We start from the raw sequence: 20,844 nt of genomic DNA, 5'->3' as shown, positions 1-20,844 counted from the left end.
TTTTATGAAAGGTTTACAAGCTTTATTTAAAATTCGCGAAACATATATTGGCATCGCCATCACAATTGCATTTCAAGTAATTTTCTTTTCCGTATGGATGACTGCGTATGATGGTGTCAATGACAGAACAGATAATTTAAACATTGGATTAATTAGTGAAGATACTGAGATGGGGAAGCAAGTAGTAAATGAAATAAAAGGAAAACTACCATTTACAATAAAAAATTACACCTCTCTAGACAAAGCTGAACAAGAGCTAAATCAACGTGATATCCAAATGATTATCCATATTCCAAGCAACTTTACGAGTCAACTACAAGCAGGTAAAGAGGCTGAAATTATTTACTCTATTAATCAAGCGAATGCCAGCATCGCAAAAAACATGATGGACGGAGTAGCCAAACAACTAACTGAGGAAATTAATCATAATATTTATCCTTTACAGCAGGGTAAAATCATTGAAGCATTTTCTCAAAAGTTTTCACAGCTTCCAATGGAACAAAATACAGCACAACAAATTAACAAAGCCGTCGCTACAACAATTATGAGTGTTAAGGATCACGCGATAAATTCTACGATTATGAAAACGAATAATGTTGAAGAATTTGCTGCAAATTTTGTGCCTTTGATGGTTATAATTTCTTCGTTCGTTGGTGCAATGGTAATGATTATGCAGCATCAACAGGCTGCACAACTTGTGCAAGACACCGTTTCGAAATGGCAATTGTTCTTAGCAAGACAGCTTATTAATATTGGTGTTGCCTTCGCCCTTCCGCTCTTAACGATTGGCTTAATGCATCTATTTAATATTTCAAGCACAGCAAACTTTTTAACAGTATATCTTTTCCAGGCGCTATTATTCTGGGCTTTCCTTTGCCTAGCGCAAGCCTTTATTATCATCTTTGGTAACTTAGGTATGATTTTTAATATTTGTGCACTTTCTATGCAGCTTGTTACATCAGGTGCACTTGTTCCACAAGCGATGCTATCTAATTTTTACAATAAACTAGGGTCACTTCTTCCAGCTAGTTACGGAGCAGATGGTTATTATACGATTATTTTTGGAGGAGACACTGATCGTTTAATGAGTAATTGTGGTTCATTAGCAATGATCATAGTTGTAACATTGGGCATTTCTGCTATCGTTGTAGCTTTTAAAAAATCAAAAGTACAAAGCGAAAGCGAGGAAATAGTCCCCGCTATAGTTCAATAATATTGTAAAAAAATGTACTACTGATGAGTTAGTACATCGCTAGTAGGTTAAAATGACAAAAATGTGAGGGTATGTTTTTGCAATAAACCACTTGTTACTTTAAATAAAAAGAATCCATTTTGGAGAAATGAGCAATCAAAATGGATTCTTTTCTTTAGAATTTAAGTTTCAGTTTACAAAAAGTTTGATCATTTTCTGCCAGAGCTACTCTACAATCGCTCCCGATTAAAAACCGCTCTAAGCATTTCGATAATTTGCTAACATAATTTCATCATAATATTTATCAAATTGCGGCAAACCTAACTCTTCTGCAATCATAAGCTCGGCATGCCTGTCGTAATCTACTCTAATAAATTGAATGGCATTGTTTGAATGTGTTCCATCTAAGATTGCATATGAAGCTGAAGTTAAGTCAAGTGAGTTTCCGACACTCCCGACGTTACACAGAATACCCTTTTTATATGTATGTAAAAAAGTCGTATGTAAATCGCCGTAGAATACAATATCAGGAAGTCTATTGTCACTAATAGAATTGGTTTCTTCACTATTCTCAAACATTGATAAACGCTTTTCAATTGGATGACTAACTGAGATACGTTCAAATTCACTTCTTGGAGAAGCATGGAAAAACCTTATCAATTGTCCATTTAATTCAAGATCAATACTAAATGGTAACGAAGCTAGATACTGATAATCTTTTTCTGTAAGTCTAGCTTTGAACCACTGTAAAAAATCATCATCAGAAGGTGATTGAATGAATACGTCCCAGTTACCTCGAACTACTTGTTCGCAGTTCTTTTGGATGAGTTCTAGACATTCAGATCCTCGGGGACCTTTGCCGATTAAATCACCCAAACAAAAGATTCTTTCAATCTTTCTTAATCGAATGTCTTTTAAAACTGCTTCTAATGCAGTTTTATTTCCGTGGATATCTGAAATAATTGCAATTTTCGTCACAAAGATACCTCCTTATATTTCCATCTTTTTTTGTAGTGTCTTCATGTTATTCGACAAACCGCCATTTAATCCTTTAAAAACTAAATGGACCGATAATCTTTAACATAATGAAAGAGTAAAGAAACCTCTTAGACAAAGCATATCTAAAGGGACAAACAATGCAACTTTGTTTAATCGGCACGACTGAACAAAGACTATTTTGTTCCACGCTTCTATTCCGTTGCTTATTACTTTTCACCAATCCGCAAAATAGCCGCAAGTTGTTTATTCAATGTACTAACGCTGTCCACAAAATCTTGGCGATACCATTGAATGATTAGGCCAATGATTGCATTGGCTTGATACGCACTATAGTACTCAATGGATATGTCATCATGTATTTCATTATGAATTGTAATATCCCTTTTCAGCAGGGCAAAAATCCCATCAAATAACATATAATAGTAAGTGAGCGGCACATTTTTTGAAAAAACAATGCGATAGAACATTTTAAAGCGCTCAATATGATGAAAAATACGAATTGTATTTGGATCGATTTGATTTTTATTTAATGTTGTTACTGCACGATAGGGTTCCTCATATGAATTATTCAAATCCTCCATAATTTCCTGAAAGTATTCCTCAAATAACCCTTCTTTTTGCTCATAGTGCAAATAGAAGGTACCTCTATTCACTTTGGCCATCCGACAAATTTCTGCGATTGTAATGTTTTCTAAAGGCTTCTTGCTCAATAAAGTGAGTAAAGCATTATGTAAGGATTGCTTCGTTTTAACAACCCTTAAATCGTTAGCGTTCAAATTTTTTATCCCCTTACTATACAGATTTTTTATTTGTGTTGATTACTGAACAGTTCTTAGTATTTTGCTTATTGAAATCGCTTACAATGTCATTATATTATTTTAATGAACACATGTTCAATATCTAACATAATATATAATCGCTAGGCCAAACTCTATTGAAACAACATAAATAATAGGAGGTCTTTAAGATGAGACTAGAAGGTAAAGTAGCCATCGTAACAGGGGCAGCGTCAGGTATGGGTAAAGCAATTGCAGAAGGCTATGCAAAAGAAGGGGCAAAGGTCGTAGTTTCTGATTTAAATTTAGAAGGTGCACAAGCTGTTGTTGAAGGCATTCAAGCAACTGGTGGCTCAGCAATCGCCGTTCAAACAAATGTTGCATCAACAGAAGATTTACAACGTTTATTTGATGAAACAAAAAATGCTTACGGTAAATTAGATATTTTAGTGAATAATGCTGGTATTATGGATGGAATGGAGCCAGTTGGTGAAGTTTCTGATGAACGTTGGGACAAAGTGTTCGCAGTCAATACGACTGCTGTAATGCGCTCAATGCGTATGGCAACAGAGATCTTCCTTGCTCAAGGACACGGTGTCTTTGTGAACAATATTTCTGCTGGCGGTCTATATGGTGCTCGAGCCGGGGCTGCCTACACTGCTTCTAAGCATGCTGTTGTAGGTCTTACAAAAAACACAGCATTTATGTATGCAGATCAAAATATTCGCTGTAACGGTATCGCTCCAGGTGCAGTTATAACGAACATCGCTTCTACCATGACAAATGTGAGTCAAACAGGTGCAGCTCGTCAATCACTAGGTTTGTCCATTAACCCACGAGCTGGACAACCTGAAGAAATCGCTCAGCTTGCTATTTTCCTTGGCTCAGATGAAGCAAGCTTTGTCAACGGACAAGTAATTGCCGTTGATGGTGGTTGGACGGCTTACTAATTTTCTTTAGTCTCATATAAAAAAATAATTGTGATTTCGACAAGTTAAAAGTTATTTCATTAGTAGCATTTCTAAAATGAGTTCGGTGTTGAATCGAACTCATTTTGTATTTAGCCATTATTATTCATTCACATTAATGCATTAGGACCCATCTCAGAATAATCTCGGCTATTAGTCTCACCTTCTGTTCCATTTCAATGATTAGAAAAGTACATCCATAAAAACCAAAAAAATGACCTCTTAGAGACCCGCAATTCCAAGAGACCATTCTTCACAGTTATCAAGCTATTTTAATTAAAACAAATGGAGCCATTTACTGTGCTTTCTTAAAAGTTAGTGATTTTCCTTTAGTTTCTTTTACTAGCATCATACATGAAATAGAAATGATACTTGCTATGACCAAATAAATTGAAATTGGGATGGAGCTATTATACTTATTTAGAAGACTTAATGAAATTAATGGAGCCAATGAGCCTGCTAAAATTGGTGCTACTTGATAACATAAAGACAAAGCTGTATATCTAATATGGGTTGGAAATAACTCTGTCATTAACGCTGAGTATGGTGAATATGTCATCGATTGTATGAATAAACCAATCATTATGGCAACCATGATGATCCAGTCATTCCCTGTATCCATCATAGGAAAACCAATAAACCCCCAAAATGCAGTTAAAACGGCTCCTGTAAGATAAATTGACTTTCGACCCCAAACATCACTTAAATGTCCCATTAGTGGTATAAAGAAAAAGTGAATAGCATGTGCACCAAACATTAATAATAATATTTGTGAAGTATCTTTATTGACAACAAGTTTTAAATAACTAATGGAAAAAGTGACAACCATATAATATAAGATATTTTCTGCAAAACGTGCTCCAATACCAGCAATAATCGCTTTTTTATGATATTTAATCACTTCTACAACACCTAATTGTTGCTTTTCTAATTGTGCTTGTTTTTCTTGTGCTTCTTTAAAGATAGGAGCATCATCTACACTTTTTCGAATCCAAAGACCAACTAGTACGACAACTGCAGAGAACCAAAAGGCTACCCGCCAACCCCAGTCCATAAATTGCTCGGGACTTAAGCTTTTTGATAAAAGTAGAAGCACAATTGTAGCTATTAAATTCCCCAATGGCACACCCGCTTGTGGCCAGCTTGCCCAATAACCACGTCGATCGTCCGGGCTGTGCTCAGATACTAAAATAACTGCTCCTCCCCATTCACCGCCAAAAGCAAATCCTTGAATTAGACGTAAAGTAACGAGTAAAATAGGAGCCCAATAACCGATACTATTGAATGTCGGAATACATCCCATTAAGAAAGTCGTAATTCCAACAATAATTAAACTAATTTGTAATAAATTTTTTCGTCCAATTTTATCACCATAATGACCAAAAACAAGTCCCCCAATTGGTCTAGCTAGAAAGCCTACTGCATAAAGAGCAAATGCAGCTAGAATTCCATCAATAGCGTTTCCTGTTTTTTGAAAGAACAATTCTCCAAAAACGAGAGCAGAAGCTGTACCATATAAGAAAAATTCATACCATTCAGCCACAGATCCAATCATCGATGCAGCAACAACTTTTTTTAGCTGTTTATTATCTGTTTTCTCCATATATACTCCCCCAAGGAATCTGATTCAAATTATTATGAATGAACGTACCAAATTACTTTTGTCTGCACATATTGTTCAAAAGCTTCTAATCCATTGTCTTTCCCACCAAAACCAGATTGTTTAAAGCCTCCAAATGGAGTTGTAATATCACCCTCGCTAAAACCATTCACAGAAACAGTTCCTGCTTTAATGGCACGTGCCACGCGTATTGTCCGCTGTACATTTTGGCTATAAAAAGAAGCAGCCAAACCATAAGAGGTGTAATTGGCAAGTGCAATGGCTTCTTCTTCCGTTTCGAACGTACTAACCGCTAAAATCGGACCAAATACTTCATTTTGAAATAAAGTCATGTTTGCGGTTACATTATCAAAAATAGTTGGTTCGATATACCAGCCACTACCCAAATCACAACGAATTTGACCTCCAGTAACTAAGCACCCTCCTTCTTGAAAAGTAATGTCCAAGAACGATTTCACTTTATTAAAATGTGCTTCTTCAACCATAGGGCCGATAGAAACCGACTCATCCATCGGATTACCCACTTTCCAGCTTGTTAATCCGGACTTTAATTTTTCTAATAATTCCTCTTTAATGGATTCATGTACGATTAATCTTGAACCACAGCTACAGTTTTCACTCATGTTCCAGAAGGCAGCTGATAAAATATGCGGAACTGCCGCATCCAAATCAGCATCTTCAAACACCACTTGTGGACTTTTGCCACCGCACTCTAAAATAATTTCCTTTAGGTTACTTTCTGCTGAATACTTCAAGAAATATCTACCCACTTCTGTTGAACCTGTGAACGAAATAACGTCCACATCCATATGCCGCCCCAAAGGTTCACCTACTTTTTCTCCCAAACCACACACCATGCTTAATGCGCCTTTAGGCACACCTGCTTCATAAGCAAGTTCAATCATACGGAAAGCGCTAAGTGAAGTTAATTCAGCAGGCTTCACAATCACAGAATTACCAGCGGCTAAAGCAGGTGCCACTTTCCAAGCAAACATTTGCGCTGGAAAATTCCAAGGTAATACCGCACCAACTACGCCAATGGGTTCCGTGATAATTAATCCTAAAGCATCTTTACCCGTAGGAGCGACTTTACCAAAGACTTTATCAATCGCTTCAGCATACCAATAAAATGTTTCAATGGTTGCTGGTATGTCGGTATTTATACATTCTGTAATAGGTTTACCAGCATCCACGCAATCCAAAGCAGCCAATTCTTCGCTGTGTTCTTCTAGCAATTTTGACCAGCGAATCATTATTTTTTTGCGTTCACCCGGGGATAGTTGACTCCAAGTACCCACTTCAAATGTGTTTCTGGCAACCTTAACAGCAGCATCTACATCCCTTGCATCACCATCGGCAATATAGCCAATTTTGCTGTTGTCAATGGGGGTACGATTTTCAATTTTGCAGGCTGCACTCGTAAAACCTTCAATTAAGTTACCAGCCCATAGCTTCCCTTCTTTAGCAAGGGTAAAGACTTGTTCTTTTGATACGATCATTTTCTCTCCTCCAAATTATTTATTAAAAAAAGCCAAAAACTCTGCTTTTTCGTCTTCCGTTAAATCAAATAGAGGTAGGCGTACGGTACCAACGTTAAATTCACCTTTCATGCAGCCTAATTTAGCTTTTTGATTATAGTAACCGGACTCCATAGAATGAATAGCAGGGTAAATATCACTCATGATTTCTCGGGCCTTATCCCAGTCACCACCCTGTGCAGCATTGAACATGGCTACCTGTTCTTCCGGGAACACATTACCTGCTCCAGCAATCCAACTTTTTGCACCCCAAAAGAAAAAGTCTACAGGTTGATCATCGCAACCGCAAATCACTTCAAAATTCTCAAATGGTGTTTGTAACAAACGTAGTGCGCGGCTAAAGTCACCACTACTTTCTTTAAGACCAACAATATTCGGATTTCTCGATAAATGCAGCACCGTTTCGTATTCAATTTCAATGCCGATACGAGCTGGAAAGTTGTACATGATAATAGGTAAATCGGTTGCCGCCGCCACAGTTTCATAATGAGCAATTATCCCCAATTGATCTGGTAGGCTATATGGTGTTGGTGATAACATTAAACCTTCATAGCCCAAATCTTTGGCTTGTATGGCACGGTTAACCGCTCCCTCAGTTGATAAATCATTGATCCCTGCTATTAAAGTTATACGACCTTTAGCAACTTCTGCTACTGTTTTTAAAACCATTTCACGTTCCACTTCGTTTAAAGCGTAGTATTCTCCTGTCGTGCCACAAACTACTAAACCAGTAACACCTTTGTCAATAAATGAGTTAGTCAATTGCTTTAAAGTATCTACATCTAAGCTCTTATCACTTTTAAACGGGGTCACTAACGGAACCAAAATGCCATGAAAATTCATTTTCATTCTCCTTTTCTTTTGAAAGATTACTTAAATCTAAAACACTTATATTGAAGTGACACTTCAATTATTCAAGATAATAACACACTAAATTTTTGTTGTAAATATAATTTTCCGAATATTCTAACTGCTGTACTCTTAAACTATTAAAGTGGTACTTCAACATAAATGACACTTCTTATTTTCGGAATTACGATATTTACTATAGCTCTACAAGTCCATTTTTGTAATCGTTCTGTAATTAGTGCTTTTATGTTATCCTTATCAACGTGACTCCTTATATTTGAAATTTAGACAGGTGCATTAAACTACAAGGCATCGTGACAGCTAGCTATAAATGTAATTAGCTGTTTTGGCATATTTAAGGAGTAAATCTACTATTAACATCTTTTTGTGCAAAAGATTTTAACTAACTTTTATTTTCATATCAGTAACAGGGGTGGAGAATAGTGAATGACTTAATTGGAGCAAAAATGAAAAGTTTACGAAAAGAGCGAAAGTTAACATTAAAACAAATTGCTGATCAAACGAATCTTTCAATTAGCTTTTTATCTCAGGTTGAACGATCAAAATCATCCATAACGCTCGAATCATTGAAAAAAATTTCCGAGGCACTTGGTGTTAATCCAAGTTACTTTTTTTCTGAACCCGATGAGCAGACATCATCGACAGTTATGAGAAATATTATTAGTAAGACAAACACATTGCATAATCAATTTTTTTATAGAGATTTAGCGGGAAACATCGAAAACCCACTTTTTCATCCGATTCTAGTACTGCTGAACCCAGGTGCAAATCGCGAGGATTCTTATTCACATTCAGGGCAAGAATTTCTTTATGTTCTTGAAGGGACCCTGACAATCGTCATTGACACAGAGGAGCATGATTTGCATCCTTATGATTGTATTTTCCTAGATTCAACCACGCCTCATAATTGGACAAATAAAACGGATTCAATTGTAAAGTTCCTTTGCATTTCTAGTATTCCAGTATAAATATTTGGTGAATTCAATAGACACTTCTATAAAAGGAAAAAATACTCACAGCGCATTACACTCTGTGAGTATTTTTTATGTATACCATTTGTAACTAAAAAAAATCATAACAAACTTCATGAAAACAAAATACCACAACCTAGATTGTGGTATTTAAGCCTGTTACCCTCTTCTCGCTGGAAATAAGCATCCTATCAATGCCCCAATTAGTGCTGGTAATATCCAGCCTAAGCCTATATCGTAAAAAGGTAATATATTCGAATATGCTTTCTCAATCACATCAAAAATACTTAACTTTGCTGTAGGGATGCTAACGACTAATGCTTTGTAACCATCAATGATACTAATAAAAATGGTAAAAATCATCGCAATAGCATATACCGTTTGCTTATTTTTAAATAGTGATGAGCATAATGCAAGGACAATTAAGACAATTGCAATCGGATATATGAACATCAACACAGGAATAGCAAACTTAATAATATTCGTTAATCCGAAGTTGGCAATTGTAAATGACGTAACACACAATATCAATACAAACCATTTATAGCTAATTTTCGGAAACACTTCATGGAAAAATTCACTACAAGAAGTGATTAAGCCAATACTTGTCTTTAAACAAGCAAGGACAATAATAACTGCCAATAAAATAGCCCCGAATGATCCAAAATAATGATCTGCCACTGCTGCAAATATTAAACCACCGTTGTCGTAAGTACCAACAGCTTCAATACTCGATGCCCCCATATACGTTATTAAACCGTATATTAACATCATTAATGCCATGGCAAAAATACCAGATTTCCACGTTGCTTTAGCAATTTCTTTTCTTTCTGTGATTCCTGCGCTTTTGATTGCATTAATGACGACAATACCAAAAGCTAGTGAAGCTAACGCATCCATTGTGTTATAGCCTTCTTTAAAGCCTGTCATAAATGCTGAATCAATATAATCTCCTATCGGCTGCTGGAAATGCCCCATCGGTTTTACAATACTAATAATAATTAAAATAAATAACACGATCAAAAATGCTGGTGTTAAATATTTTCCAATATAATCCATAATTTTCGCTGGGTTCAATGAGAAATAAAAAACGATGGCAAAAAATACGAAGCTAAATAAAGCAAGTAAAAGTGTTGTATGCTCAGCTTGTATATATGGCTCAAAGCCTACAACAAACGGAACTGTCGCTGTACGTGGAATCGCAAAAAAAGGACCGATCGTTAAATATAGAGCTAACGAAAAAATAACCCCGAATATTGGGTGAACACGGCTCGCTAAGTCACGCAAACCGTTACTACCTGATAAACCAATAGCTAATATACCTAGAAACGGTAAACCGATAGCTGTTACTAAAAATCCAATTAGGCCAAACCAAAAGTTGGTCCCTGCTAATTGTCCAAGCTGAATTGGAAAAATAAGATTCCCTGCTCCAAAATACAGTCCGAAAAGCATTGTACCAATGACTGCATATGTTGAAAAAGGTATTTTCTGTTGCATTTTGATGTACTCCTTAGATGTATTTAACAATTGCAAATAATTTAAATCGAAGAAATTCCTCACTATAATTCCACTATATTAACATAGCATTTATTTAAAAAACAATGGTTGTTTTTTCTTTTTAGAAAATAAATTGTACAGTTCCTAGTTGTGAACTACCCACCACTTGACAGTTTTTGAAGTGGGAACTTCTTTTGAGGGTAGGTTAAATAGACAAAACTAAAAGAGCTGTCTGCTGACAGCTCTTAGTTTGCTACAGACCACTCTATATGATCTAAAAACTTGTATACGTCCTCATACACTTTTTCACGTTCTTTATCTAAAGTAATAATATGACCGGAATTTTCATACCAAATAAGATCTTTATCATCAGTTTCCACAGTGTTTAAAATGAAAGGCGCACTTTCTTGATAAAGTTCATCATCTAATGAACCTTGTAATACTAATGTAGGTGCTTTAATAGTAGATAAATCTTCGCGTGTTTCTGTAGTCAAACGTGTCACACCATCTAATGAATCCTTAGGTGTAATACGTAGTTCATGTAATTCTGAAATAATTTGATCTTTTGATTTATTTTCAAAATGTTTATATAAACGAGCGTAATGATATAAACGTGTAAATAAGCCTTTTGAGTTATCGCGTGTGATTGGTGCACACATAGCAACACATGCTTTCACAGGAAACGTTTCTGCTACTTTTAACGAAAATACGCCACCAAGTGAAATTCCTACTACAGCGATTTCTTCATAGCCTTTACTTTTTAGGAAGTTATAACCTTCCACAACATCATTCCACCAGTCTTCTGGTTTTGTTTCTAGTAATGCTTCTGGTTCTACTCCATGCCCACTATAAATCGGTGCATGAACCGTATAACCACGTTTTGATAAAAATTCACCTAGCTTTTTCACATCTTTTGTGCTACCTGTGAATCCATGCAGTAATAGTACGGCTTTTTTGCCTCCCTCAATTGTTAGAGGTTGTGGCTTAGATAAATTCATTTATAATATCCCCTTCACGGAAACTTGTAATTGTGTAATTTATGTGTCTATCTTAACACCCTTTATTCATAATGTACAATTTATAGTTTTTATCATATTAATGTCTTTCATGCATTAACGATGTAAGGTTAATGACTGTTATAGCACACTTTCTGCTACTTTCATTTTGCAATCTTCATTTTTCGTATTCCATTTTCATAAAAATTTTTTATGCCTCATTATCTGCTTAACTGACCGAAAGGAAGCATTAGGTTCATGCAAAAATTCACTTTATATCTCTATACTTCCTACCCTTTAACCGTTATAATGCAGTTAACTCAAAAACAACTGGAATTAAGGTGAAAATATGGAATGGCAGCAATTAGAATATTTTGTAGCAGTAGCAAAGCTTGAGCATATGACTCGTGCTGCTGAAGCATTAGCGATTTCTCAGCCAGCATTAAGTCGCTCGATTTCAAAGCTCGAAGAGGAGTTAGGAGTGCCCTTGTTTGATCGACAAGGACGTTCAATTATGCTTAATAGATATGGCGAGTTATTTTTATATAGAGTCCAACGCATGCGTAAGGAGTATGAAAAAGCAGTCATAGAGTTACAGGAGCTTAATAACCCAGAGCTTGGTGATGTGTCACTTGGCTTTTTACATACTCTGGGGACTAGCATTGTACCTGATTTAATCCGCGCTTTCCGCCAGAATCATCCGCATATACGTTTTCACTTTACACAAAACTACTCACATTCACAGCTGAAGCAATTACTCGCAGGAGAATTAGATCTTTGCTTACTTGCGGCGATTGACACCGAGCCACCTGTTTGCTGGAAGGAGCTGTGGCGTGATGAACTTTTTATTATGGTGCCGATTGATCACCCCCTCTCCGGCCGTAAAAGCATTAAAATGAAGGAACTTGAGCATGAGAATTTTGTTCTGATGAAGAAGGGTTACGCATTGCGCCGTACAGCTGATAAATTATTAAATGCTGCAGGTATCAAACCGAAAATTACATTTGAAGGTGATGAGGTATCGACAGTTGCTGGTTTTGTAAGTGCTGGGCTTGGTGTGTCGTTACTCCCTGTGGACGAAGACTTAAATCCAAATAAATTGGCAAAAATTCGTGTTGAGGATATGGTTTGTGAACGGATCATCGGTATGGCTTGGATTGAAAACCGCTATCTTCCACCGTCAGCACGACAATTTCAGCAATTTGTATTTGATTTTTATGATAAAAAATAATGAAAGTAAAAAATGGGCTAAAGAGGGCGAGTAACAACTGTTACTCGCCTTGCTGTATATATTCAATTGGAGAAGGTAACAAAAAAACAGAGTTAATCTACAAAATATGTAGAATCAACTCTGTTTTTATGGGACGTTCAATAATAAACTAAAATTTAATCTAATTTTTTTACAAATAAAACCCTGTCTTGATTTGGTCCGTCATAGTCTGTATTTAATGATAGACTATCAACAATTCTATCTCCATTTTCAATTTCAAAACCCATCTTGGTATGATAGGCAATTGAAACTTTATTGACAGGTGACGTTACACAACGAACAATACTTCGATTATTTTGCCTTACCACATTAAAAAATTGATTGTATAATTTTTTTCCAATATTATGCTTTCTGTATGCAGGATGAACGCCAACGAAATGAATATACGCTTCATTTGAATAAGTTTGAGAGAGGAATCCTATAAGAAAACCCACAAGTTCACCATCCTTTTCTGCAATGAAACTTGTTTGTGTAAAATGGTCAAAGAATAATTTTGGTAACATATCAGACATATTCCTACCACCCCACCACTCATTGACTAGAGGTGAAATTATATAGTAGTCTGAACCTTTAACTGAGCGAATTTCCACTTTAATCTCCCTATTTATGTAAAAATCTATTTAAACAAATACAAACGGCACTTCATAATCTATTAGAAAACAGCTTTTATCTAAGAAGCTTCTTTAGTTTTTTCCTACATATTTTACTTGATACGAATACATATCTGTTGGATCTCCATGAATTTCAAAAAGTCCCTGCTTTGCAAGAGTCATTAGGCGTTTTTCCACAAACTCTTCACTTAAATAGTCATCTATTGCACCAATTGTTTCACCGATGATACGCATTGGTATAAGCCATTCCTCATTTAGTTGTGCATGTGCTTTTTCCGCACTTTGTAAAATAATAGGATCCAATGCGTCCTCCGCTACGTGAACTATTCCTTCTTGCCAAATGCGCAGTGTACTAGGGTTTTGTTTTATCTCTTCCCATTCCTTTGCGAGTTGTTGACACTCATCCACAGAAAAACGCTTTGCCTCAGAACGCAGTCTCATGAGCAAGTCTGAAGAAAGCTCACCTGTTTGACGAATCGTCATGTTTGGCTGTATACGTTTCAATCCATCGGTTGCATCAATTCCATATACCATATTACATGTATTGATCAACTCGCTCATGGCAAAACGTAACCCAATCTCTTCATGAGTGCATTGGCTGTACCATACCCAGACATCAATATCGCACGGTAAATTTTTAATTTTTTTCTCCCACGCTTTATGGAAATCGTCGTACAAATCAAGGTCTTCACTTTCCCTATAGATATAGGCTTCTAACCAGCTTTTTCGTTGTTCTAAACTACTTAGTGGACCAATCGAGAAAATATCATTGACGCTAATCACTGACTCATCACGTTGTAAGTGATGTTGTCGTATCGCATGTTTTAACGAACCTTGTGCAGATAAACCAAATGTTATATGTAAAATTGCCAAAATAATCCTCCCCCGTTATTGTTTACTAAGCGCAATTTGTATTCCAATAAAAGTGAAAAGTACGCCTTGGATCATATTTAATCTTTTAGCAATTGCAGGCTTTCCAATAATTACTCTTCTTACTTTACCAGCAAAAATACTAAATAAAGAAAATAGTATAAGCGCTTGTACTAAAAATACACTACCCAAAATGAACATCTGTAAACTTACATGGCCATTCGAAGGGTTCACAAACTGTGGCAAAAGTGCTAAGAAAAATAAAGAAACTTTTGGATTTAATATATTCATTAATATACCTTTTCGATATAACATCACATAGGCTTGTTCATTATGCTGTCCCAGCGTGAATGGATCACCTTTCGCGCGAAACGATTGCCATGCTAAATACAACAAATACGCTGCTCCTGCAAACTTTACAATGGAAAAAATAACTGTTGATTGATAAATAATAGCTGAGATACCGAGAACAGCCGCGCCTATATGGACGAGTAAACCTGTACACAGACCAAGTGATGTCGCTATACCTGCTTTTTTGTCCTGTGTAATGCTTTGTGCAAGAACAAATAAATTATCTGGTCCTGGCATTAATGTTAAAATAATTGCTGCACCTAAAAACGCTAATAACGTAGAAAAAGTCAGATACTATCCCTTCTTTCTATTATTTTTAGAAATTGCTCCCATCAAGTAGAGTTGGATTCCTGTCCGATTGGGCGCTTTCTTAGGAGCGTCCAGTTTTCATTTCAATTAACTTTTTTACATTATGAACAAATACTTTATAATCAATATTATATGTTTTATTTCTATTATACTATATTCCACTTATTCATTTCTGAATTTTCACAAAATAAAAAAATCAATTATGCCCTCTTCAACACTTTTCTATTTTAATACATTATAATGAAAACTATCATCATGTAAAAGTCGTATATTTTAGAGAAAGGGGTGTTTGTCGGTGGCAGTAAGTCATATTGTAACGCAATATGAAGACGAGCAAGGAAACGTCTATTATAAAATGAAAACACATGCTATCGAGGTACACGCTACACAAACTTCAGGTTTAGCGCCAGTTATTACTTATTGGATGGGTGAAAAAGAGATTACAGACGACATTCGAAGTTTGCGCTTTAGCCCTCGCCCTCCATCGAGTTATATTCAAGATTACGATGAATTTCAAGCCATGCTTTATGCGAAAGAACAACATGCCATCAACGAGCTATATGAACAAATGAGTATAAAACCGAAAAATATGTCTTCAGGAAAACAAATGTTATGGAGTTTTTTCGTCATTGTTATAGCGATGCTCCCACTATTCGTCGCAATCTGGTGGTTTAAGTAAAAAAAGTGGAGTTTCCGCCTCATACTTTACTCTCGATTGTTCAGTTTTACCTACTCATTTATTCAAAACTTTCTATTAACATTCCTAATTAGCTTGACAGACATGCTAAAGTAGTGCATTCTTTATAGAAATCGGACACCCACCAATTGTGTGGTTCCTTTCAACAAAGATTTTGGATGATACTATAAAAGCGAGCGAAGATTAGTACCTAGAAACTGCTTGATCAGAGAGCGATGTCCATCGGCTGTAAGACATTGTACAAGAAAGACTAAAGAACCTACTTCGTAAAACGTCCTAGCTAAACTAGGCGCAGTCTCAAGCGTTATGAGCAAAGTGGAATGTCAAAATGATGTTCAATGTAGGTGGTACCACGGAAAGCAAACCTTTTCGTCCTAAATATTAGGATGAAAAGGTTTTTTTTATTTTTATTTTCTTTGTAGGCGTCAGCTACATATATCAGCCACACCTATAGGCGATAAAAAATGGATAACCAAACCCCTGCTGATAGAAATTAGTCTATTTGCGGATGTCACGGAATTATGCCGGGGCATAATTGATTTAAAACAAAGTGTAATGGCAAATTGGAGGTATTGCTATGGAAAGAAAAAGAATTGTCGTCAAAATCGGGAGTAGCTCCTTAACAAATGCAAAAGGTGAAATTGATAAAATACGTTTAATGGACCATGTTCAAGCGATAGCTGAATTAAAAAAATACGGTCATGAAGTATTGCTTGTTTCTTCAGGGGCAGTTGCAGCAGGCTTTAAACAGCTAGGGTACCCTTCTCGTCCAGTCACAGTAAAAGGTAAACAGGCAGCGGCGGCAGTTGGGCAAAGTTTACTAATTCAAACCTACAATGCTTTATTTAGCATTTATGATATTGTGCCTGCACAAATTTTATTAACACGCACTGATTTTTCAAAAAAAGAGCGCTATAAAAATGCCTATGCTACGTTTGAGGAATTATTAGAGCGCTCCATGCTACCCATCGTTAACGAAAACGATACGGTATCTGTCAGCGAATTAACCTTTGGAGATAACGACATGTTATCAGCACTAGTCAGTGGTCTTGTTCATGCTGATCAGCTCATTATTTTAACAGACATCAATGGCTTGTATAACGCCAATCCAAATAAAAACCCATATGCCAAACGTATTGATCGTTTAACAGAGGTATCTGATGAGATGCTAGGCTTTGCGGATGGTTCTGGCTCGAAAATTGGAACAGGTGGTATGGAATCCAAATTATTAGCAGCTCGAGCAGCTTTAAATGCAGGTGTCAAGGTGTTTATCGGAACTGGTCATGGCGCAAATAAGCTGGTCGACATTTTAGAAGGACGTGGCGATGGTACGTATGTAGAACATGACGCGCTTGCTGTTTTAACAAATAATAAACAGTGGATTGCACTCACGGAAGTATCTGGTAAAATTTTTATAGATAGCGGTGCAGAACATGCACTATTAGCAAATGGGAAAAGCTTGTTGCCTGCAGGTGTTTACCGTGTCGAAGGTGACTTCGCAAATGGCGACGTTGTCGAGGTCTTTAGTGACAAGGGATTACTTGGCCGTGGTGAGGTTTTATATTCTTCCCTAGAGCTAGCACATGCGATGGGAAAACGAACAGATGAGTTAGCGAACTATCCTATTGAGGTTATTCACCGAGATAAATGGCTAAAAATTCAAACAAATTAAGGAGGAATTCACATGACAAGTGAGGTTCAACAAAAAGGAAAGCTTGCAAAGGCCGCAAGCTATATTTTAAATATTAAAACAACTTGTGAAAAAAATGAGGCTCTCACGAAAATTGCTGAGCAATTACTAATCGACCAAGATACTATCATTGCAGAAAATGCAAAGGATTTAGCACTGGGCGAACAACAAGGAATGCCCGCTTCTACACTTGATCGCATCATGCTCAATAAAGAACGAGTAGAAGCTATGTCAAGCGCTATTCACTTACTTGTAGAATTAAATGATCCAGTAGGCAGTCTCTTAGAACGAATTGACAAAGATAATGGATTACTCATTGAAAAGCGTTTAGTGCCACTTGGCGTTATCGGGATGATTTACGAGGCACGACCTAATGTAACAGTAGATGCAGCAACATTATCTTTGAAAACAGGCAATGCAGTCATTTTACGCGGCAGCTCTTCTGCCAAATTTTCAAATGTAGCGCTTGTGGCAAGTATTCATCGTGCACTTAGAAAAACATCTATTCCTGTGGATGCTGTACAATTAATCGAGGATACAAATCGTGAAACTGTTAAAGAATTATTCCATTTAAAAGATTACTTAGATGTCTTGATTCCTCGTGGCGGAAAGGCACTTATTGACTTAGTAGTAAATGAAGCCACTGTACCAGTACTAGAAACAGGCGCTGGCAACTGTCATATTTATGTGGACCAAACGGCCGATTACAAAAAAACAGAAAAAGTTTGTATCAATGCTAAAACACAGCGTCCTTCAGTTTGTAATGCAGCAGAAAGCCTACTTATTCATCCTGATTGGTTTAATGAGCACGGTCAACAGCTACTTAGTGCTATGCATCAAGCAGGTGTGACAGTTATCGGTGATGAATCTGTTTGTCAAGCTCTTAATTTCGCTCAACTAGCAACAGAAGAAGACTATACAACTGAATATTTAGATTTAAAGATAAGCGTAAAAATAGTGGAAAACGTTTATGAAGCCATTGAGCACATTCATAAATACGGTACGAACCACTCTGAAGCCATCATGACAGAAGATCAGTTAATAGCAGATACCTTCTTAAATAGCGTGGATGCTGCGGCTGTTTATCACAATGCTTCAACTCGCTTCACTGACGGCTTTGAATTTGGCTACGGTGCAGAAATCGGCATAAGTACGCAAAAATTACACGCTCGAGGACCAATGGGTTTACCAGCTTTAACATCTACAAAGTATTTCATTCACGGCAACGGGCAAATCCGAGAATAATTGTAGAATCATGAAAAGCCGACAGTTGACCTACGCTGTCGGCTTTCTCTGTCTATTTTTGTATCATGCGATTGAAAGATTTGTAGAGTGGTGGAAGGTTTCTATCTGAGTAGATTCTACTGTTAACTCAGCAGGTTCAGACTCACAAGCTGAGCGGATTTCACTCTTTGCCGAGCAGTTTCTTTATCTATCTGAGCAAAGTCCTTTTACAACGGGGCGAAATAACGTGAAGTCTCCCCTACTTTCAAAAGCATCAAAAATTATATTTATTTAAATAGAAAGAAGGTTTTGTATGAACATTTCAGCAATTATCAAACTAACTGTTTCAATGGCCCTTTTTGGCTCAATTGGATTTTTCACCGTTCATACCGGCGTACCTGCTATCGAGCTAGTATTTATTAGATGTATTTGTGCTACTCTCTTTCTAGGAGGAATGTGGCTGATCACGGGTGGTCATAAGACGGAAAAATGGGATAAAAAAGAAATATTACGTACACTTTTATGCGGTGTCTTTATTGTCTTAAACTGGGTATTTTTATTTAAAGCCTTTGAAGAGATGTCGATTTCCATTGCCATTTCTATCTATAATTTAGCACCCATATTCGTTTTAATTTTTGGGGCATTGTTTTTAAAAGAAAAAATGACTATTCAAGCACTACTAGCAACAGTAACTTGTTTTATCGGCAGTATGTTCATAATTGGCTTAAATAATTTTATGTCACTCTCTGAATTTATGAAATCTGGCTTTATTTGGGCATTGCTGTCTGCATTGTTTTACGCGTTTACGATGCTTACAAGTAAAACAATCACAAATCTTAGCTCTTACGCATTAACATATATCCAAACAGCAGTCGGAATTATCATACTATTGCCATTTGTTAATTTTTCGCTGTTTGAAGGCTTAACAACCACTAACTGGCTATATATTTTAGGAACAGGCTTTATTCATACAGGATTTGTTTATTATTTATTTTTTGATAGTATTCGTAGCCTATCAACTATTCTAGTTTCTGTTTTAGTATTTGTTGACCCGGTTGTGGCTATATTGCTTGATATGCTGTTGCTTGATTTTATACCGAGCTTCATGCAAACAGTTGGTATTGTATTAATTTTTGGCGGTATTTTTTACACAATTTACGTTCCAAAGAAAAAGCGTGTGCCTCGTAACGATAGCGAAGCGTCAGCTAGAAACTCCGTCTAGGTACTTGTGACGGAAAAGTCAAGCTAAACGACGGAACGCTCTTGTAGAACGACGGATTCTAAGCGCAAGGTGACCTGAGCGACGAAATACCCTCGTCCTGTGTCAGCTACAATTAAGCCTAGGCGAAATGGATATCAAGGAGGTTTTTCCGTGAGTAAACTTTATGCAATTGGTGAATTATTAATTGATTTTACACCTTCTGAACCAAACGCCTCCCTAGCTACCGTTGAGCAATTTACTAAAAATGCTGGAGGGGCTCCTGCTAATGTTGCAGCTGCTTGTGCAAAGCTTGAACAACAAGCGGCCATCATTACACAGGTAGGTCAGGATGCTTTTGGAGATTTTCTTATAGAAACTTTAAATAAGGTCGCTGTCGATACAAACTATATTGCTCAAACTGTTGAGGGTGAAACAAGTTTAGCATTTGTTTCACTGACAGGTGATGGTAGCCGGGATTTCTTATTTTATCGTCGTCACGCAGCAGATTTACTGTATAACAAAGAGCAACTCCCACCAAATCTATTAACTGATCAAGATATTCTTCATTTTTGTTCAGTTAATTTAGTGGAAAGCCCCATGAAACATGCACATATGGCGTTGATAGAACAGGCTCATCAAGCGGGTAGTCTTGTTTCTTTTGATCCAAATGTTCGCTTACCACTTTGGCATGATGAGATGGCATGTCGTCAAACCATTTTGGCATTTTTACCGGAAGCTCATATCGTGAAATTGTCAGAGGAGGAGCTTTTATTTTTAACAGCGATTGAGGATGAGGAAACAGCTGTCCATTCTTTATTTCAAGGGAAAGTTCAGGTACTTATCATTACTTGTGGAGCAAAAGGTGCTCGTCTTTATACTAAAAAACTTCATGTCAAAGTTCCTGCTGACAAAGTCCAGGCGATTGATACAACTGGAGCGGGTGACGCCTTTATTGGAGCATTGTTAGCGATTCTCCTAAGCAAGCAAATTACAGCGACCAATTTAAAAGACTTTTGTGAACAGCATGCTGCCCCCCTTCTCACGTTTGCGAATGGCTATGCAGGAGCTTCAACAGAAAAACACGGTGCCATTGCCTCTTACCTTACCAAGCAAGAATTTCCATTCAAAGATAATCTAAGGGATTTGGCTTAATAAATGGTGCCAGGTCTTGAATTATCATGCTTAAAAGAAATC

The 20,844-nt window shown here is 36.7% G+C and carries 19 protein-coding genes; 9 read left to right on the top strand and 10 right to left on the bottom strand.

The genetic code is table 11. The annotated features are described in order from the left end of the window. Positions 1-4: 4 nt before the first annotated feature. Complete coding sequence (locus MWJ95_RS02170) at positions 5-1,213, top strand: YhgE/Pip domain-containing protein (protein ID WP_249103949.1); 1,209 nt, start codon at positions 5-7, stop codon at positions 1,211-1,213. Positions 1,214-1,450: 237 nt separating this feature from the next. Here MWJ95_RS02170 and MWJ95_RS02165 read toward each other — a convergent pair whose 3' ends face one another. Continuing rightward, a complete protein-coding gene (locus MWJ95_RS02165) occupies positions 1,451-2,170 on the bottom strand; it encodes a metallophosphoesterase family protein (protein WP_249103947.1) in 720 nt (239 codons plus the stop codon). A 227-nt stretch (positions 2,171-2,397) separates the two neighbouring features. After that, positions 2,398-2,967, bottom strand: a complete 570-nt coding sequence (locus MWJ95_RS02160; RefSeq protein ID WP_249103945.1) for a TetR/AcrR family transcriptional regulator — start codon at positions 2,965-2,967, stop codon at positions 2,398-2,400. Between the two features lie 191 nt (positions 2,968-3,158). Between MWJ95_RS02160 and MWJ95_RS02155 the strand changes: the two genes are divergently transcribed. Next, a complete protein-coding gene (locus MWJ95_RS02155; RefSeq protein WP_249103943.1) occupies positions 3,159-3,917 on the top strand; it encodes an SDR family oxidoreductase in 759 nt (252 codons plus the stop codon). Between the two features lie 313 nt (positions 3,918-4,230). Here the strand turns inward: MWJ95_RS02155 and abaF are convergent, their stop codons facing one another. Genes abaF through dapA form a run of 3 tightly spaced genes read right to left on the bottom strand, consistent with a single transcriptional unit; the run spans position 4,231 to position 7,937 of the window. Further along, positions 4,231-5,538, bottom strand: coding sequence for a fosfomycin efflux MFS transporter AbaF (gene abaF / locus MWJ95_RS02150; protein ID WP_249103941.1), 1,308 nt, complete (start codon positions 5,536-5,538; stop codon positions 4,231-4,233). A 32-nt stretch (positions 5,539-5,570) separates the two neighbouring features. Beyond that, on the bottom strand, positions 5,571-7,055 hold the full coding sequence (locus tag MWJ95_RS02145; protein ID WP_249103939.1) for an aldehyde dehydrogenase: 1,485 nt from the start codon (positions 7,053-7,055) through the stop codon (positions 5,571-5,573). Positions 7,056-7,070: 15 nt separating this feature from the next. After that, positions 7,071-7,937, bottom strand: coding sequence for a 4-hydroxy-tetrahydrodipicolinate synthase (gene dapA, locus MWJ95_RS02140; protein WP_249103938.1), 867 nt, complete (start codon positions 7,935-7,937; stop codon positions 7,071-7,073). Between the two features lie 449 nt (positions 7,938-8,386). Here dapA and MWJ95_RS02135 point away from each other — a divergent pair, with 449 nt between their 5' ends. Beyond that, positions 8,387-8,932 (top strand): helix-turn-helix domain-containing protein, encoded by a 546-nt coding sequence (locus tag MWJ95_RS02135; RefSeq protein ID WP_249071907.1) that lies wholly within the window; start codon positions 8,387-8,389, stop codon positions 8,930-8,932. Between the two features lie 162 nt (positions 8,933-9,094). On the opposite strand, the gene brnQ is transcribed toward MWJ95_RS02135, so the two are convergent. After that, positions 9,095-10,432 (bottom strand): branched-chain amino acid transport system II carrier protein, encoded by a 1,338-nt coding sequence (gene brnQ, locus MWJ95_RS02130; protein WP_249103937.1) that lies wholly within the window; start codon positions 10,430-10,432, stop codon positions 9,095-9,097. Positions 10,433-10,677: 245 nt separating this feature from the next. Next, positions 10,678-11,430, bottom strand: a complete 753-nt coding sequence (locus MWJ95_RS02125; protein WP_249071904.1) for an alpha/beta hydrolase — start codon at positions 11,428-11,430, stop codon at positions 10,678-10,680. A gap of 346 nt (positions 11,431-11,776) precedes the next feature. Here MWJ95_RS02125 and MWJ95_RS02120 point away from each other — a divergent pair, with 346 nt between their 5' ends. After that, positions 11,777-12,658 carry a LysR family transcriptional regulator gene (locus MWJ95_RS02120; protein ID WP_249071902.1) on the top strand — a complete coding sequence of 294 codons (882 nt, stop codon included), beginning with the start codon at positions 11,777-11,779 and terminating at the stop codon, positions 12,656-12,658. Positions 12,659-12,813: 155 nt separating this feature from the next. Here MWJ95_RS02120 and MWJ95_RS02115 read toward each other — a convergent pair whose 3' ends face one another. The 3 genes from MWJ95_RS02115 to MWJ95_RS02105 all read right to left on the bottom strand — a co-directional run bounded on the left by MWJ95_RS02115 (position 12,814) and on the right by MWJ95_RS02105 (position 14,820). After that, positions 12,814-13,287, bottom strand: a complete 474-nt coding sequence (locus tag MWJ95_RS02115; protein WP_249103935.1) for a GNAT family N-acetyltransferase — start codon at positions 13,285-13,287, stop codon at positions 12,814-12,816. Between the two features lie 93 nt (positions 13,288-13,380). Further along, the gene (locus tag MWJ95_RS02110) at positions 13,381-14,181 is read right to left on the bottom strand and encodes a DUF1835 domain-containing protein (RefSeq protein WP_249103933.1); all 801 of its coding nucleotides are present in this window, start codon (positions 14,179-14,181) and stop codon (positions 13,381-13,383) included. Positions 14,182-14,196: 15 nt separating this feature from the next. Then, a complete protein-coding gene (locus MWJ95_RS02105) occupies positions 14,197-14,820 on the bottom strand; it encodes a LysE family translocator (RefSeq protein ID WP_249072548.1) in 624 nt (207 codons plus the stop codon). Positions 14,821-15,133: 313 nt separating this feature from the next. On the opposite strand from MWJ95_RS02105, the gene MWJ95_RS02100 reads away from it, so the two are divergent. The 5 genes from MWJ95_RS02100 (at position 15,134) to MWJ95_RS02080 (ending at position 20,802) form a co-directional block, all read left to right on the top strand. Next, the gene (locus MWJ95_RS02100) at positions 15,134-15,517 is read left to right on the top strand and encodes a sodium:proton antiporter (RefSeq protein ID WP_249103931.1); all 384 of its coding nucleotides are present in this window, start codon (positions 15,134-15,136) and stop codon (positions 15,515-15,517) included. Positions 15,518-16,112: 595 nt separating this feature from the next. Then, positions 16,113-17,207 carry a glutamate 5-kinase gene (gene proB, locus MWJ95_RS02095; protein WP_249071893.1) on the top strand — a complete coding sequence of 365 codons (1,095 nt, stop codon included), beginning with the start codon at positions 16,113-16,115 and terminating at the stop codon, positions 17,205-17,207. Positions 17,208-17,219: 12 nt separating this feature from the next. Beyond that, entirely contained in the window at positions 17,220-18,470 is a 1,251-nt protein-coding gene (locus MWJ95_RS02090; RefSeq protein WP_249071890.1) for a glutamate-5-semialdehyde dehydrogenase, read from the top strand. A 292-nt stretch (positions 18,471-18,762) separates the two neighbouring features. Then, positions 18,763-19,671, top strand: a complete 909-nt coding sequence (locus MWJ95_RS02085; RefSeq protein ID WP_249071887.1) for a DMT family transporter — start codon at positions 18,763-18,765, stop codon at positions 19,669-19,671. 150 nt (positions 19,672-19,821) lie between these two features. Continuing rightward, positions 19,822-20,802: a carbohydrate kinase family protein gene (locus tag MWJ95_RS02080; RefSeq protein WP_249071885.1), complete on the top strand. Its 981-nt coding sequence runs from the start codon at positions 19,822-19,824 to the stop codon at positions 20,800-20,802. Positions 20,803-20,844 lie beyond the last annotated feature (42 nt).

It is taken from the genome of Lysinibacillus sp. Bpr_S20, assembly GCF_023337835.1.
GTDB lineage: Bacteria > Bacillota > Bacilli > Bacillales_A > Planococcaceae > Lysinibacillus.
Note: the sequence above shows the minus strand (reverse complement) of the source record. Positions and strands in the feature narration are given on the sequence as shown.